At 68.6% G+C, this 17,257-nt stretch carries 9 protein-coding genes and 1 pseudogene; 7 read left to right on the forward strand and 3 right to left on the reverse strand.

Annotation, left to right across the window (positions count from 1 at the left end):
• The first annotated feature begins 32 nt into the window (after positions 1-32).
• The 4 genes from OG718_RS52020 to OG718_RS52035 are packed head-to-tail and all read left to right on the forward strand — an operon-like array spanning position 33 to position 11,009.
• Positions 33-3,035: a non-ribosomal peptide synthetase gene (locus OG718_RS52020; RefSeq protein WP_328847616.1), complete on the forward strand. Its 3,003-nt coding sequence runs from the start codon at positions 33-35 to the stop codon at positions 3,033-3,035.
• Positions 3,032-3,322, forward strand: a complete 291-nt coding sequence (locus OG718_RS52025; protein ID WP_328847617.1) for a phosphopantetheine-binding protein — start codon at positions 3,032-3,034, stop codon at positions 3,320-3,322. The genes OG718_RS52020 and OG718_RS52025 overlap by 4 nt, the downstream gene beginning before the upstream one ends.
• Complete coding sequence (locus OG718_RS52030) at positions 3,309-3,539, forward strand: MbtH family protein (protein ID WP_328847618.1); 231 nt, start codon at positions 3,309-3,311, stop codon at positions 3,537-3,539. The genes OG718_RS52025 and OG718_RS52030 overlap by 14 nt, the downstream gene beginning before the upstream one ends.
• Positions 3,540-3,563: 24 nt before the next feature.
• Positions 3,564-11,009, forward strand: coding sequence for a non-ribosomal peptide synthetase (locus tag OG718_RS52035; RefSeq protein WP_328847619.1), 7,446 nt, complete (start codon positions 3,564-3,566; stop codon positions 11,007-11,009).
• 198 nt (positions 11,010-11,207) lie between these two features.
• On the opposite strand, the pseudogene OG718_RS52040 reads toward OG718_RS52035, so the two are convergent.
• A pseudogene (locus tag OG718_RS52040) lies at positions 11,208-12,125 on the reverse strand (ISAs1 family transposase); the annotation flags it as partial.
• Here OG718_RS52040 and OG718_RS52045 point away from each other — a divergent pair.
• Positions 12,090-12,218, forward strand: a complete 129-nt coding sequence (locus OG718_RS52045) for a hypothetical protein (RefSeq protein WP_328843425.1) — start codon at positions 12,090-12,092, stop codon at positions 12,216-12,218. The pseudogene OG718_RS52040 and the gene OG718_RS52045 overlap by 36 nt on opposite strands.
• 186 nt (positions 12,219-12,404) lie before the next feature.
• On the opposite strand, the gene OG718_RS52050 is transcribed toward OG718_RS52045, so the two are convergent.
• Both OG718_RS52050 and OG718_RS52055 read right to left on the reverse strand, forming a co-directional pair.
• Complete coding sequence (locus tag OG718_RS52050; protein WP_328847620.1) at positions 12,405-13,703, reverse strand: aminotransferase class III-fold pyridoxal phosphate-dependent enzyme; 1,299 nt, start codon at positions 13,701-13,703, stop codon at positions 12,405-12,407.
• A 58-nt stretch (positions 13,704-13,761) separates the two neighbouring features.
• On the reverse strand, positions 13,762-15,057 hold the full coding sequence (locus OG718_RS52055) for an MFS transporter (protein ID WP_328847621.1): 1,296 nt from the start codon (positions 15,055-15,057) through the stop codon (positions 13,762-13,764).
• Between the two features lie 423 nt (positions 15,058-15,480).
• Between OG718_RS52055 and OG718_RS52060 the strand changes: the two genes are divergently transcribed.
• Entirely contained in the window at positions 15,481-16,212 is a 732-nt protein-coding gene (locus tag OG718_RS52060; protein WP_328847622.1) for a thioesterase II family protein, read from the forward strand.
• Positions 16,203-17,027, forward strand: coding sequence for an SDR family oxidoreductase (locus OG718_RS52065; protein ID WP_328847623.1), 825 nt, complete (start codon positions 16,203-16,205; stop codon positions 17,025-17,027). Before OG718_RS52060 ends, OG718_RS52065 begins: the two co-directional genes overlap by 10 nt.
• The last annotated feature ends 230 nt before the right edge of the window (positions 17,028-17,257 follow it).

Below are 17,257 nucleotides of genomic sequence, written 5' to 3' on the forward strand. Positions count from 1 at the left end.
CAACGGACCGTCGAGCGAAGTGAGGCGAAAGCATGACCGATCAGCATCCCGTCGTACTGGACCGCTGGCTGAGCGTCGCCGAGCGGGCCCACCACGCACCGGCGTGCCGCGACAACGACACCACCCTCAGCCATCGTGGGGTGATCGACCTGGCGCACCGCCGCGCACGGCTCCTGGTCTCCCAGGGACTGGAGCCGGAGGAGCGCGTGGTCGTCATGCTGAACTCCGGTGCGGACCAGGCCGTGTGGATCGCGTCCGTCATGCTGGCTGGCGGCTGCGCGGTCCCGGTTGGGTTGCACCAGCCCGAGCAACGGTTGCGCACCATCGTCGAACTGGCCCGCCCGGCAAGGGTGATCACCGACTCCCGCACCTGTCACCTGGCGGCGGACCGCCCCGGCTACGACGGGGCGGATCCGGGCACGGAGGAGGCGGCCGTGCTGCCGCCGTCGGACGCCGACCGGGCCGCGTACACCTGCTTCACGTCGGGAACCACTGGCCGGCCCAAGGGCGTGGTGGTCACCCATGGAGTGCTGGCACACACCGTCGGAGAGATGGCTGCCTACCTGGACCTGGCCCGGAGCCCCCGCACCCATGTGCTCGCCACCTCCTGGTCGTTCGACGTGGCGATGATGGACCTGTGGCTCGCTCTGACGACCGGCGGGACGCTGTTCGTGCCGGACCGTGACGACCTCCTCGGCCCGGCGCTGATCGCGACGGTGTCGCAGATCGAGGCGCCCATTGTGCACGGCGTTCCCAGCCTGTTCGGCGCCTTCAGCGATGCCGACTTCGACAAGCTTCCCGAGGCCACGACCGTGATGCTGGGCGGGGAGTCGGTGCCCGCCTCCCTCCTGCGCAATCTGTGCGAACACACCGACATGCATGCGGTGTACGGCATCACCGAGACCGGCGTGATCACCACCACGCACCGGGTGACACCGGCCAGCACGTCCGACACCATCGGACGCGCGTTGCCCGGCGTCGACTGCGTTGTGGTGGACGGGAGCGGGGTCGCGGTCCCCGACGGTGAGCCCGGCGAACTGCACATCGGGGGACCGGTGGTCGCCCGCGGGTACCTCGACGACCCGGACGGCACGGCGTTGCGGTTCGTGGACGACGCGGCAGGCATCCGGCGGTACCGAACCGGAGATCTCGTACGCCGTCGGCCCGACGGGACGTTCACTTTCCACGGCCGCATCGATCAGCAGCTCAAGATCCGCGGTCATCGCCTGGAACCCGCCGAGGTCGAACAGACCCTGCTCGGTCTGCCGGGCATCCGCCAGGCCGCAGTGGTGGCCCGGGACAATCCGGCGGGGGAGCGGATGGTGGTCGCTTATGTCGTCGGCGCCGGCTTCGAGACGGACGACATCAAGCGGGAACTCACCACGAGAATGCCGGACTGGATGCGCCCTTCGGTCATCGAACTGCTTCCGGAACTGCCGATCAGCGTCACCGGGAAAGTGGACCGCCAGGCGTTGCCCGAACCCCACTGGCCGCTGGGCGGGAACAGCGGTGAATCGGACGTACGGGCGGGTACGGAGACAGAGCGCACTATCGGCGGCATGTGGCAGCAACTGCTCGGCACCCGCCAGGTCGGAGCGGACGACAACTTCCTCGCGCTCGGCGGACACTCCCTCAAGGCCGCGCAGCTGAGCACGGCTCTGCGTGACCACCTCGGGGTGTCCATTCCGGTGCACGAGGTGCTCGCGGCGGAGTCTTTGGGGAAACTGGCGGCACTGGTGGACACCGTCGGACGCGCTGGGCACCAGGAGTCTGCGTCACCCGGCTCTCCGCCGGACGGTCCGTCACCGGTGCAACGGCAGCTCTGGCTGCACCAGGAACTCGCGGGTACGGACGGTATCTACAACATCGTGGTCCCGGTCCGGATGCGGGGCCCCCTCCGGACGGCGGACCTGCAACGCGCTCTGCACACCGTCGAGCGTCGCCATCCCGCGCTCCTCACCTCGTACGTCTTCGACGGCGAAAAGCTCACAGCGGTGCCGCGGCCCCCGGCCGCCCGGCCGCTGACGGTTCGCAACACGGATCTGACCGACGCGGTCCGGCGGGCCGGTGCGCAGGCGATCGACGTGTCAGTGGAGCCGCCGTGGAACTACCAGCTGATCCCCTCGGGGGACCGTTCGCACGTTCTCCTCCTGACCTTCCATCACATCGCGGTGGACGGCGTTGCGATCTACCGTCTCCTGGAGGAGATCGCACAGCACTACTCGGCCCTGGCCGATCCCGTCCGCAACCTGGTCGCTCCGTCCTCGGACGCGCACCCTGCGCGGGCAGCCGACCAGGGCGCGACCGACGAGGACCACCAGGTCTTCTGGGCGGCCATGATGCAAGGGGCCCCGGAGCCTGCCCAGTTGCCGGGGCAGCGCAGCGCCGAGGAACTCGCGGACTTCACCGGCTGGTGCCTTCCCGTAGAACTGACGGACGCCGACCCGGCTCAGCTGCGCCGCGTGGGCGCCGCCCGGGGCGTCACACTCCAGGCACTGATGCTGTCGGCCTTCCTGCGCGCGATCGCCCAGCAGACGGGGACCGGCGACGTAGTCGTCGGAGTGCCGATATCCCGCCGTGGAGTGGACGTGGGTTTGGCGGAGATCGGGCAGTACGTCAGCGTCCTGCCCGTACGGTTCCGGCTGCCTGTCGATCTCTCGGCGACAGGCTGCCTGGATGTCGTCTCCCGGACGATGCGGGAGGCCCAGCGCCACTGCACCACCGACCCGGCGGTGATCCTGGAAGCCGCGCGTTCCGAGCGGGGCCGCTCGACCGGTGATCCGTTCCGGGTTGTGTTCGCCTGGGAGGACGAACAGCCCGCGCCCGTTTTCGCCGGACTGGAGACCTCCTGGAACGTGGAGTTCAACGGCTGGTCCGAGTCCGACCTGACTCTGGAGCTCTCCGGACACGGCCCCGTCGTCGCGGGCCGGGCGATCGGGCGGCGGGCGAGCAGCGCCGACGCCGATGTCGAACAGCTTGTGCGCGCGATGCGGAAGAGCGTGCACGACCTGATGGCCGAGGACGTGGAGCGATGAGCGAGCCGGTGGACGCGAGCATGGACACAACGGACATCGAGAACGTCGTGGTCCAGATCTGGCAGAGCCTCCTCGGTCTGGACGGGATCGGCCCCGACGACAACTTCTTCCTGCTCGGCGGGCGCTCGCTCACCGCGATGAGGGTCGTCACCCAGGTGCGCGACCAGATCGGCGTCCCGGTGAAGCTGGCCGACATCTTCCGTGCCCCGGAACTGCGTTCCTTCGCCGAACTGCTAGGCAAAAGGATCGCCGAACACGAACAGGTCGTGCCACGTGACTCGAAATGAGCCTCCCGCGGAAGCGCCCGAAGGGCCCCGGAACGACCAGTACAGGGTGGTCGTGAACCACGAGGAGCAGTACAGCATCTGGCGGGCCGACCAGGACATCCCCGCAGGGTGGACCCCCGTCGGTGAACCAGACAGCCAGGAGCGCTGTCTCGCCGCCGTCGACGATCTGTGGACCGATATGCGACCACTGACCCTTCGTGAAGCCTCCGGCGGCTGACGCGTCCCTCGCAGAAGGAGAACGATGACCACCGCGGATGAAATGGTCACGGTGCCCGCCTCCTCCATCCAGGAGCAGATGTGGCTCAACGAGATGCTCAGGGGCGCCGACACCGTGTACACGATGGCCGAGGTGCTGCGCGTCGAAGGAGAGCTCGACGCCGCCCGGCTGAGCACGGCCGTCGCGTCGCTCCAGGAACGCCACGAGGCGCTGCGCACCACCTTCGAGGGCGACGGAACGGTGGTGCGGCAGGTGATCCACCCCGCGTACCCCGTGCCGGTCGTGACGCACGCCCTGAATCCGCAGGGCGACCACGAACGGGAATTCAGGGCGCTGCTCGACGGTGTGCTGGTGCAGCCGTTCGCCCTCGACCGGCCGCCGCTCTGGCGGTGTCTCGTGGGTACTACGGGTACGGTGACCTACCTCGCCGTCGTGATGCATCACATCGTCGCCGACGGCTGGTCGATCGGCATCCTTGTGGATGAGCTGGGCACCCTCTACGCGGGAGCCGAACCGGCGAGGAACCCACGCCCCTACCGGGAGTTCAGCCGCGAGCAACGCGACTGGCTGGAGGGTGAGGAGGCCGCCAGGTCGGTACGGCACTGGCAGCGCGAGCTCGCGGACACCCCCGTGACGACCAGCTTCCCCGGCCCCGGTCGACGCACCACACACCGAGGCGAACGCATCGGCTTCCCGTTCTCCCCGGGTACCCAGAACAGGGTCGCGAAGGTAGCCGCCGCCGCAGGCGTGACTCCGTACATGCTCTATCTCGCCGTCTATGCCATCGTTCTCGCCCGGCGCGGCGGAGCGCGGGATCTCGTCATCGGGATACCCGCCGCCAATCGCACCGACGAGAAGGACCTCGGCACGGTGGGCCTCTTCGTCAACCCGCTGCCCCTGCGCCTACGGCTTCCGGCGAGCACCACACTCCGAGCGACCGTCGCTGCGGTGCGGGACGCTGTACTCGGGATCATCGAACACCAGGCGCTGCCGTTCAGCGCCGTCGTAAAGGCGGCGGGCGTGGGCCGCGACGCCGGCCCGAGCCCCCTGTTCCAGACCATGGTGGCTCAGCGCACCGACCGGGTCGGATACGTGAAGTTCGCCAGCCACCGGGCGGAACGGCTGCTGACCTCCACCGGTACGGCCAAGTACGACCTAACCGCCACCTTCCCGGACGATGACGACGACGGGCTCGGACTCATCATCGAGTTCGACCTCGGCCGGTACGACGCCCGATACGTTCGAGGTGTCGCCGACGAGTACCTGCGCACCCTGGACCTGCTGCTCGCCGACAGCCCGGACACCGAGATCCCCCTCGTTGCTCAGGAACCGGAGATCTCCGGGTTCGTGCCCATCCACCGCCTCTTCCGGCAAGTCGTCCGCAGCAGGCCCAACGGGATCGCCGTCGTACAGGGCACCGACTGGTACACCTACGCCGAACTCGACGAACGCTCGGCACTGATCGCCGCGGAACTACGGGGCATGGGCGTGGCCGTGGGGTCGGTGGTCGGCATCCGGCTTTCCCGGGGCCTCGATTTCGTTGCTGTCGCCGTCGCGGTGCTTAGGCTGGGGGCCGCCTATCTCCCGACCGACGACCGCTGGCCGCACGACCGTCTCCGCCTCGTGCTGCACGACGCCCGCGCCGAGGTGCTCGTCGTGGCCGGGGACCCCGGCGCGGCGGCCGAGGGCGGGGCCGGCACTCGCGTCCTCGCTCTGGCCGGCCTGGCCCGGCGCGCCGCCGGGGCGACCCGTGAACCGGGGGGCGCCGAGTCGGCGGACGCCGAGGTCGGGCCGGACGACCTGGCGATGATCATCTGCACCTCGGGGTCGACGGGCAGACCGAAGAGCGTGATGATCCGGCACGACGCGGTACGCCGACTGCTCGGCGGCGACCAGCTCTACGCGGTGCGCGACGACGACAGGGTGGCCCAGAACTGCAACCTGGCGTTCGACGTGACGACGTACGAGGTCTGGGGGCCGCTGGTGGTGGGTGCCACCCTCGTGCTCCCACCCCCGGGGGACATGGGTCCGGCCGACTATGCGGCGCTGTTCGAGGCGAGCACGGCCGCGTTCGTCACCACCGGCCTGTTCACCGAACTGATGCGGCACCCGGACTGCCGTGCCGCGCTGCGGGCGCTCCGGCTGCTGATCGTGGGCGGGGACGTACTGGATCCCTCGGTGCTGACCTCCCTCAACCGGCCGGACCAGCTCCGTGTGCACGCCTACGGCCCGACCGAGGCGACGACCTTCTCGACCGTCGGTTCCCTGGACGCCAGAACCGTCTGGAACACCGTGCCGATCGGCACGGCGATCGCTGGCACGTGCTGCTACGTCCTGGACCGGAACCTCGAACCGGTCGCGCCGGGAGAGCTGGGTGAGCTGTTCATCGGCGGGGACGGTGTCGCCCGCGGGTACTTCGGGCAGGCGGCCCTGACCGCGCGGAGCTTCCGCCCCGACCCGCTACGGCCGGGGCACCGGATGTATGCCACCGGTGACTGGGTGCGCCTGCTCGATGACGGCTCGCTGGATTTCGTCGGCCGCAGGGACCATCAGGTGAAGGTCAGGGGTTTCCGGGTCGAACTGGGCGAGATCGAGGCGGTGATCAGAGCGCACCCGTCCGTCCGGGTCGCCAGGGCTCTGGCCGACGGCAAGGACGCCGCCGACCGGCGCCTGGTGGGTATCGCGCAGATCCGGTCCGGGGCCGACAGGGAACTGGTCGAGGCCCAGCTCCGAGAGTCCCTACGGGCACAGCTGCCCACGTTCATGCAGCCGCACAACCTGGTGGTCACCGACGGCCTGCCGTTGACCCCGAACGGGAAGGTGGATCTACCGGCCCTGATCGGTACGGCGGAGACGGCGGAAGCGGCACCCGGCGAGGGCTTCACGGACGTTGAACGGATGGCGGAGATCTGGCGGCGGGTGCTGCGGGTTCCGGTCGGCGACGACGCGGAGTTCTTCGCCCTGGGGGGTGACTCGCTGACCGCGTTGCGTCTGCTGGTCGCGGTGGAGGCCGAGTTCGCGGTCACCCTGCGGCCCCCGGATCTCTTCGGCAACTCCGATCTGCGCAGCTTCACCGATACGGTCGCCGACCTCGCCGCGAGCCCCCCCACGGGCATAGGCGACCGCCCGCCCCTGCGCCCATGGTCGCCACGCCCCGCCCAGGTTCCGTTGTCCTACGCGCAACGCAGACTGTGGTTCCTGAACCGGCTCGGGGAAGCGGGCGCCATCTACAACATCGCGCCTGCGTTCCGGATCTCGGGAGCACTGAGCCAGGACGCGCTGACGGCCGCGCTCGACGATGTCGTCCAACGGCACGAGATCCTGCGTACCACCTTCCCCGAGGACGGGGGCATACCGTGCCAGTTCGTTCCGCACGGCCCCGCCGGACCCGTACTGGGCACGGCCGATGCCACCGACGACGGCCTCTCGGCGGCCCTGAGCCGCGCGGCCCGGCACACCTTCGACCTCACGGTCGAAACTCCGATCCGTGCCACGCTGTTCCGCCTCGCACCGGACGAACACGTTCTCCTGCTGGTGCTCCACCACATCGCCGCCGACGGATTCTCCCTGGGCCTGCTCACCCGTGATCTGGCTACGGCCTTCGCGGCACGGTCCGGCGGCGACGCACCTGGCTGGGCGCCCCTGCCCGTGCAGTACATCGACTACACCCTCTGGCAGCGCGCGTCGCTGGGAGCGGAGAGTGATCCGGACAGTTTGCTTGCCCAGCAGCGTGCCTTCTGGTTCGAAGCCCTGCGAGGACTGCCCGAGCAGCTTCCCATGCCGACCGACCGGCCGCGTCCGGCCATGGCCCGCAACAGGGGTGCCAGGATTCCCGTCGTCGTCGAAGCCGACCTGCACGGGCTCCTTCTCGACCTGGCCAAGCAGAGTGGCGCGACCCTGTTCATGGTGTTGCAGGCCGCGTTCGCCGCCCTGCTCAGCAGGTCCGGGGCAGGCGACGACATCCCCTTGGGCAGCCCGGTCGCCGGCCGGCCCGACACTGCGACCGACGAGCTGGTGGGATTCTTCGTCAACACCCTCGTACTGAGGGCGGACACCTCGGGTGATCCGACCTTCCGGGAACTGCTGGCCCGGCTGCGTGAGGTCGACGCGGCGGCGTACAGCCATCAGGATCTGCCGTTCGAACGGGTGGTGGAGCTGCTCAACCCGGCGCGGTCGCTCTCCCGGCATCCGCTGTTCCAGGTGCTGTTCGCCTTCCAGACCGAGGCGGAGATGAGCCTGGACCTGACCGGGCTCCGGACGGAGCGTGAGCCGGTCCGGACCGACTCGGCCCAGTTCGACCTCGCGCTGCACCTGTCCGGCCGGGCCTCCACCGGTATCGGTGGATTCCTCGAATACAACACCGACCTGTTCGACGAGGCCACGGTCGAAGGCCTGGTCCGCCGCCTGATGGCCCTGCTCACCTTCGTGGTCGCCGAACCGGACCAGCCGGTCAGCCGGGCTGACCTGTTCCCTGCCGAGGAGTACCGGCAGTCGCTGACCGGGTGGAACGACACGGCCCACCCGGTACCGCCGACCACGCTGCCGCAACTGTTCGAGGAGCAGGTCACTCGTACCCCGTGGGCCGAAGCGCTGGTCTTCGGCGGGACCCGGCTCACCTACGCGGAACTCGGCGCGCGTTCCGACCGGCTCGCGCACTGGTTGACCGCGCGGGGAGCCTGCCCGGACCAGGTGGTCGCCGTCGCGCTGCCACGCTCGGTGGAACTGGTGGTGGCGCTGCTCGCGGTGCTCAAGTCCGGCGCCGCCTTCCTTCCTGTGGACCCCGCTCTGCCACCCGACCGGATCGCGTTCCTGTACGAGGACGCCCGCCCCGTCCTGGTGCTGGACGAGGGCATCCCCGCAGACATCCTCTCCGGCCACCCCGACAGCGGCTCGACCGGAACCGCCGGGTTCGGGAAACCGGCGCCTCAGAACGCGGCCTATGCGATCTACACCTCGGGATCGACGGGACGACCCAAGGCGGTGCTGGTTCCGCACGAGGGAATCGCCAACCGACTGCTGTGGATGCAGGCGCAGTTCGGCCTGCGGCCCGACGACAGGGTCCTCCAGAAGACACCGTCGAGCTTCGACGTCTCGGTGTGGGAGTTCTTCTGGCCGCTGATCGTCGGCGCGACGCTGGTGGTGGCTGAACCGGAAGGGCACGGTGATCCCGCCTACCTGGATCGCCTGATCCGGTCGGAGGCCGTCACCACGGTTCACTTCGTACCGTCGATGCTCAGCGCGTTCCTGGACAGCCCGGCCGTCACGCGATGCCCCAGCCTGCGGCGGCTGATCTGTAGCGGTGAGGCGCTGTCGCCCGAACTGGTGACACAAGCGCACCAGCGGTTCGACGCGGAGCTGTACAACCTCTACGGACCCACCGAGGCGTCGGTGGACGTCACCTGGTGGCACTGTCGGCGGGGTGAGTCCGGCACCGGCCCGGTGCCGATCGGCCGTCCGGTCTGGAACACCCGCGCCTATGTGCTGGACGACAGCCTGAAGCAGGTCCCGCCCGGGGTGCGTGGGGAGCTGTACCTGTCCGGCGTACAACTGGCCAGGGGATACCTGCACCGCCCCGGTCTGACCGCGGAACGGTTTCTCCCCGACCCGTTCGCGGGCGGGGGAGCACGCATGTACCGAACGGGCGACCTCGCGCGGTGGAACGCCGCGGGCGCCCTGGAGTTCCTCGGCAGAGCCGACCACCAGGTCAAGATCCGCGGATTCAGGATCGAGCCCGGCGAGATCGAGGCGGCGCTCGCCGAACTCCCCGGTGTGGCGCGGGCGGTCGTGACGGTACGAGAGGACCGGCCGCACGACCGGATGCTCGTCGGCTACGTGGTGCCTGCCGGCGCCGCACGGCCCGACCCGGCCGGACTGCGCTCGTCGTTGGCCACTCGCCTGCCCCAGCACCTGCTGCCCGCCGCGATCGTCGTGCTCGACGCATTCCCACTGACCGGCAGCGGGAAGCTCGACCGCAAGGCACTGCCCGCCCCCGAGTTCAGTTCCGGCGGGGACGACCGGGCGCCCGGCACCGTGCTCGAGGTGCTGCTGTGCGAGTTGTTCGCCGAGATCCTGAACGTACCTCAGGCCGGCGTCGGTGAAAGCTTCTTCGACCTGGGCGGCAACAGCCTCCTGGCCGTGCGGCTGGTGAGCGAACTGCATCGCAGGGCGGGGCGGGACCTGCCGCTGCGCATGATCTTCGAGGCGCAGACCGTGGCCGCGCTCGCCCAGGCTCTCGAATCGGACGATCAGCCGGACCAGCGCGATCGGCCCGACCTGTGGGCGGATGCCGTGCTGGATCCAGGTATCGAGTTCGGCGCTCCGGCGGACCTCGCGCGTGCGCTGGAGCCTCGCCACGTCCTGCTGACGGGAGCGACCGGGTTCCTCGGAGCTTTCCTCCTCAGGACGATATTGGACCGGACGCGGGCCCAGGTCACCTGCCTGGTACGGGCGTCAGACGTCCTGGAGGCGGCCGAGCGCGTTCGACGCGCACTTCGCGCGTACCAGCTGTGGGACGAGTCGCTGGAGTCCCGGATCACCGCCGTGCCCGGATCCCTGGAAGAACCGCTGCTCGGCCTGCCGGAGGCACACTTCGACGAGCTGGCCGAGAAGGCGGACGTGATCTATCACAACGGCGCGCGGGTCAACATCGTCGATCCGTACTCCCGTGTACGAGCGGCCAACGTGACGGGAACCCAGGAGATCATCCGGCTTGCCGCGCGCTCCCGTATCACTCCCGTGCACTACATCTCCACGAGTAGTACGCTTCCTGCCCGCACCGGCGGGTCCGGGCCCCTGATGGAGCACGATCGCTGCGAGCCGGAGGCGCTCCCGGCCAGCGGATACGTACGCAGCAAATGGGTGGCGGAGGAACTGGTCAGGCAGGCGCAGCGCACCGGCGTACCCACCGCTGTCTACCGGCCCGGGCGGATCAGCGGGCACACCGCCACGGGGGCGACCGGTGGTGACGACGCCTTCTGGCACTACGTCAGGGCGTGCGTGGAGCTGGGGGCCGTTCCTGACCAGGAAGGTGCGGACAACAGGTTCGCCGAGGCAGCTCTCGTGCCGGTGGACTACGTGGCGAACGCCATTGTTCATCTGGCACACCACCGCCGACCCGACGGGTCCGCCTTCCATCTGGTGAACGGGGCGCCGACCTCCCTGGCGGCCGTGACGCGTCGGGTCCGGGCGGCTGGCTATCCGATCAGCAGTGTTCCGCAACAGGAGTGGGACCGGCTGCTGGCTGCCGCCGCGGGCCGGAGCGGGGGCGACCCGCTGAGTTCGGTGGCCTCGGTGTCAGTCCTGCAAAGCGCGATGGCCGGCAGGTCCTCGGCCCCCGTCCCGCTCTTCGATGAGAGCAACACCCGGTCCGGGCTTCTCGGGTCCGGGATCGCGTGTCCGGAGATCGACGAAACCCTGATCGACAAGTACCTGCGCTATTTCATCGAATCCGGATTCCTGCCGGAGGCGTGACCAGGGCTTCGGCGTAGTCGGCGGGCGTCCGTTTCGTGATCACTTGAGGCCGAGCAGGGCGAGCGGGCGGTCCGCGTTGCGGGCGTTGTGTCGCAGAGCTGCGGCGATGTTGGTCGCGCCGGCGAGCCGCAGGGCGCCGATGGCGAGGTTGCGCCAAGTAGCCATCGCCCGGGGCGCGTTGCCGGTTCGCAGCTGTGAGGCGTCTTCGGCGAACGTGGTGTCTCTGACGTGGTGCAGGGCCTCGATCTGCCAGTGATCACGGATCAGGGTCGCCAACTGGGCGGGGCCGGCTTGCTCAGCGGTGAGGCTGGTGACGGCGTAAACGGTCTTGATGGTGGTCCTGCCGGTCTTGCGGTCGGTGCGACGGCGCTTGATCTGCACGGCCTGCCGGGCTCCGGGGAAGAGCAGGCTGTTGACCGTGACCACCTTGATCCGTCGGGTCTCCGAGCGTCCGTGGCCGATGCCCCGCACGCGGCCCTGCAGCGGGATCTCTGTCCACGGAAGGGATCTGAGCTGCTTGCGGAGCTTCTTCTGGTTGCCCTTGACGATCACGATGTAGTGGGCGTCACGGCCGAGAAGGTAGTCGGCGTGCTCGCGTTGGGCGTGCATGGCGTCGCTGGTGACGACCACCCCGGCCAGGTCGTCCATGGTCTCCAGCAACGGCTGGAAGCAGGTGATCTCGTTAGTCTTCTCGCCGACGTCCAACTGGGCCAGGACCAGGCCGGTGGTGTGATCCAGGGCTGCAAGCAGGTGGATCTTGCGGCCCTTCGCTTTGGCCGCTCCGCGAAGGCTCTTGCCGTCGACCGCCAGGCCGCGCAGCCGGCCCCGGGTTCGGTTGCGGCGGTCGGCGAGCCAGCGGCCGACCGCCAGGTCCAATGCGTCGCCGTCGATCCGGGCCAGCAGTCGTCGGACCGTCGTTTCCGCAGGCAAGGACCGTTTGGGGAACAGGGGGTCGAGTCGCACGCCGACGTGTTCCAGTACGTGGGGCGGAGCGTCGGTGATCCATTCGCCGACCGCCAGCAGCGACGTTGCCCCCGCCAGCACCGCGCACGCGGCCAGGGCAAGGACGCCCACCAGAGCGTGGCGCACTCCACGGGGATCACGCGGATCGGGCACCTGTGCAAGGCGGCCCAGCAGTCCGGGCACTTCTTCCGGCGCGACCTCTGGATGCTCGCGGAGTTGGTCAAGGGCAGGCGGGATCAGCGATGATGCTTCGGCAGGCACGGTCTTCCAGGCAGGTCACGGGGCGTCGAGAACTCCATGATCTTGGAAGCCGTGCCTGTTCCGCTCTCCCTGGCGGACCGTCATGAACCGGATACCCGGCGACTACGCCGAAGCCCTGGAGGCGTGACGAGCTCGCCCCCTCTGGCACGCGACAGAGGGGGCGAGCTCGGTTCAGTGAAGCTCGTCGGCCAGAGTGGCTTTGAGCGCTGTGGCCATCAGCTCGGCGATCTCTTCGCACTCCTGTACGGAGATGACCAGGGGCGGGAGAACCCACAGACCCTCGATGGCGATGCTCACCAGCAGGCCTGCCTCTTCGCAGGCCGCGTGAAGGGCGTTCACCTCCTCCCGCGACCAGGTCTGCCCCTGCTCGTCGCGCAACGCGAACTTCAGCATCAGGCCGGTACCGGCTATCTCCCCGCCCGGTACGAACTCTCGCTGCACCCGCTCCAGCGCCGCCCGCAGTACCTCGCTCTTGTGCGCGACGGAGTCCATGACACCGTCCTCGTAGAGGACTTCGAGCACTGCGAGGCCGGCCGCTGCGGCGAGCGGGTGTCCGTCCGTGGTGGACCCATGGATGAACGCCCGGCCGGACGCCGCGGACGCGAGCGGATCGAATATCTCGTCGCACACGGCGAGCGCGGCCCCGGGCACGTAACCGGCGGTGATTCCCTTGCTGAACACGATCATGTCCGGGTGGATGCCGAGCTGGAGCACCCGGGACAGATGACCGATACGGCCGTAACCGGTCGTCACCTCGTCGGCGATCACATGGATGCCCTGACCGCGGCAGTAGTCGACCATACGGGCCAGGTCGCCGGGGTCGGGGATGGTTCCCACGCTGCCCATCAGAGGCTCGAAGATCACCGCGGTCACCCGGTCCGGCCCGAGTGCGGCCACTTGTTCCTGAACGGCCTTGTGCCATGACCCCTCGGCGGGCACCTGATGCACGTCGTCCATCAGCGGCCCACACCATTCGTGCGCCTTTTGCAGATGCCCGCTGAGGGCGGTCGCGCACGGTCCCGTTCCGTGATAACTGCCGTCGAAACTGATGACCGCGGTGCGTCGGGGTTCGCCCGCCTCTTGGCGGAAGAATCGCGACAGCAATACGGCTGATTCGGTCATCTGCGACCCGGTGTTCCCCAGCCGGATGTGCCGTAACCCGGCCGGCAGCCGCGCGGCGAGCGCGTTGGCGAACTGAATGCTGACCGCAGGCGGCCGGCCGTACGAGAGCAGTGTTCCGAAGGGCAGGGAGTCGAGCTGCTCGCGTATCGCGGAGATGACTTTCGGATGGTCGTGGCCCAGGGTCAGATTCCATAGTGAGGAACGCCCGTCCAGATACCAACGGCCAGCCTGATCCCGAACTCGAACCCCACGCCCTTCGACAAGGAACGACCCGGAGTCGAGGTTTTCCAGCGCCGTCTTCATTGGCCGGGTGCCGTGCCAGGCCGAATACTCGGACAACTCAACCATGGGGGTGCTTCCCTTCGCTCGTGAGGTAAGCGTCTGAATTTCGATGGGGGATTTTCGGCTATTTCTGGCTTCCGTCGGCGATCCCGTCCACCATCTTCGAGCCGGGGAAGCTGTCCCTCGGCGCGGCGACGAACTCGTCCGGTCCCGGCTGCCTGGCGCGGAGGGCGAGGCAGGAGAGCCCGGCCATGAGGAAGGAGGCGACACCGAAGGTCCATCTCGGTCCGGCCGCCTCGACCAGAAAACCGCCCGCAACCGAGCCGACGGCGTTGCCCACGTAGGATCCGCTCACCACGACGCCCATCAGCATTCCGACGGACCCGTGTGTCTTCGTCTGTTGCAGCATTGTCATTCCGCTGATGGCTTCCATTCCGTTTCCGAAGCCCGCGATCGCGGCCGCGCACACCAGAATCAGAACCACGGGGGAGAACCCCATGAACAGATGGCCGAGCGCCTGCAACAGCAGACCAGCGGTGAAGACACCCGCGGAGGCGTCCAGATACCGGATCCGGCCCACCAACAAGGTCGCCAGGAGGGCGCCGACACTGACGCCTCCGAGGGCCAGTCCATAACCGATCCCCGCGGATCCGAGGTCGCGCTCGGCCAGCACGACCAGCGCGGGCCGGTCGACCGCGGCGGCGAACGCCACCCCGATCGTGCACACCGAGACGAGCATGATCTCGCGGTCCACCCGCAACAGGCGCAGACCGCTGCGGAGTGAGGAGGCCATGCTGGGAGTACTGCCGTGACGGGACTCGTCCGGCGGCATGCGCCGGACCCCGGCGATCAGGACGGCCGACACCACGAACGAGGCGGAGTTGACATAGAGGGCCACGCGGTAGTCCCAGGCCCCTGCGGACAGACCACCGATGGCGGCGCCGCCGGCGAAACTCACGGTCAGCACCGCCATCATCACTCCGTTTGCCCGCCCTCTGGACTCGGCCGGGACGGTGCGGGCCACGACGGTCTCCGCCGCGGGCGAGGCGATGGTGGCGGCCACCTCGGCCAGGAGAACCATGGCGAGCAGCATCGTGTAGGAGGGATCGAGCCGGGCGATCAACAGGAAGACGACGCAGGAGGCGATATCGCAATACACCATGAGTTTGCGTAGATCGAGCCGATCGCTGATGGCGCCGGCCAGCGGCCCGAACAGACGGGGTAGGACTCTGGCGACGAACAGCCCGCTGATGGCAAGACTGGATTTGGTCTCGTCGTACACATACACGGTGAGAGCAGTGGTGGTAGCCACATCTCCGGTCAGGGAGATCACTCTCGATGCCACGAACAGCGGAAATCGGTTCTGCCGCCACCATGCCGAGGCCTTGGGGGAAGTCTTGTTTTCACTGCCCTCGGTCACTGTGCAATCGCGCCAATCTGTGGTGTGATTCGGCCAACCTCGGATCGCGGGGTCATCTATTGGTGTCCCATCCGGCCGCCTGAGGCGGCGGTAAAAACTGCGCGCGTTGCAATGGGCGAATAGTTGCAGAGCCTACGTAGACGGTCGCGACGGGTCAAGAGCTGCTGCTGTACCCGTAAAGGGAAATGACCGATTGTCTCTTTGTGGATGTTTGCGCCATTTTGTGTGGCGGGGTGAGTTGGGCCGGAGTAATCGGGTCGGTCGGGTTTGGCTGTCGATGTGGGAGGGCAGTAATTTCGAGTTGCGTGCGTCGATGAGGGGATATTAATTCCGGCAGCGTGACTGATTTTCGAATGATTGAGATGAGCCGTCCTCCGGGATGGTGTCGGTTGGCCATCTGTCATGGAAAACGAAGGGGTACCCATGCCGATACGGCCTTTCTCTCTGGTCTGCCTTCCTTTCGCCGGCAGCGGGGCTGGTTTCTACCGCGCATGGGGACCCCTGCCGGTGGAGGGAGGCCGGGTACTTCCGGTGCAACTGCCCGGCCGTGAGGAGAGGTTCCTGGACGATCCGTTCGAGGATGTGCAGGAAGCCGTCGCCGGGTTGACGCCACGGCTTGTCGAAGAGGCCGGAGCCGACGCCTCCATCGTTCTGTTCGGGCACAGCCTCGGTGCGGTTCTCGCCTACGAGATCGCCCGCGAACTCGAGCGGACCGGATACCGGGGGCTGCGGCACCTGTATGTGAGCGGGGCGCCCGGGCCCGGCAACGGACGCACCGAGCGGGCAACGGGCCTTGCCGACAACGAGTTCCTGGACCGTGTGCGGGAGTTCGCGGGGTACCGGCATCAGGCACTCGATGAACCGGAACTGCTGGAGATTCTCCTGCCGTTGCTCCGTGCCGACGTGGCCATGCACGAGAACTACAAACCATCCTCCAGCGAGCCACTCACGGTTCCGGTCACCGCACTGCGCGGGGCCGACGACACGCTCGTCTCACGGGAACAGGCGCACGAGTGGGCGAGCGTCACTGTGGGCGGCTTCGCGTATCTGGAACTCCCAGGTGGTCACATGTACCTGGCCGACGCCCCCGGGCCACTGCTGCACGCCATCGCCGAAGGCACGGGACGGGACGGAGGGCCCACGGCGTGCGGCTGAAGGGGAAGACGGCCGTCATCACCGGGGCAGCCCGCGGACTGGGGCGTGAGTGCGCGCTCAGATTCGCGTCGGAAGGAGCCGACCTGCTGCTCCTCGACATCGGGCGTGATCTGCCGGGGGTTCCGTATCCCCTCGGCTCGCACAGCCAGCTCGTGCACACGGCAGACTCCTGCGAGCGCGCGGGCAGCGCCGTCGTCGTCGCCCTCGCCGATGTACGGGATCCCGATCAGTGCCGGGCGGCGGTGGACGAGGCGCTCGACCGGTTCGGCTCGGTCGAGATACTGGTCAACAATGCGGGAATCGCCGCGCCGTCCGGCAGGATCGTGCACGAGATCACCGAGCACGAGTGGTCGCTCATGCTCGACACCGACCTGTCCGGCGCCTGGCGGATGATGAAGGCCGTCGCGCCGTCGATGGCCGGTCAGCGGTCGGGCAGCATCATCAACGTGGCCTCGACCGCCGGTACGGTCGGCTACCGGCACTTCGCCGGATACGTCGCGGCCAAGCACGGCCTGATCGGACTGACGAAGGCCGCGGCTCTGGACTATGCGTCGGCCGGGGTCCGGGTGAACGCGCTGTGTCCCGGCTCGGTCCGGGACGATCCTGTGGCGGAGGGACGCATGCTATCGGAGATCGCCCGCTCGCTCGATGTTCCGGTGGACGAGCACGAGGAGATATTCGTCCGGGACCAGCCCATGAACGCGCTGATCGAGCCGTCCGACGTCGCGGGCGCGGCCCTGTGGCTGGCAGGAGACGACTCCCGTCAGGTGACCGGCAGCGTAGTGACCGTCGACGGAGGATTCACCGCCCGGTGACAGGGCTCCGGCCCGGCCCAACTAGTTCCGCTCCGCTCACCACGGCAGAAGGCTGCTGATGACGACCTCCACGGCACGTGACCGGGACGCTGTATGCCACAGCCTGGTGGTGCGAGCGCCCGGCCCGATCGACACGGCACGCGCTCAGCGGCAACTGGCGATGGGCCGTCAACGGTGGCCGGAGCTCGGGCCGCTCCGGCTCTGGGAAACCGCGATACCGGCGCGGAGTG

This window comes from Streptomyces sp. NBC_00258 (genome assembly GCF_036182465.1).
Taxonomy (GTDB): domain Bacteria; phylum Actinomycetota; class Actinomycetes; order Streptomycetales; family Streptomycetaceae; genus Streptomyces.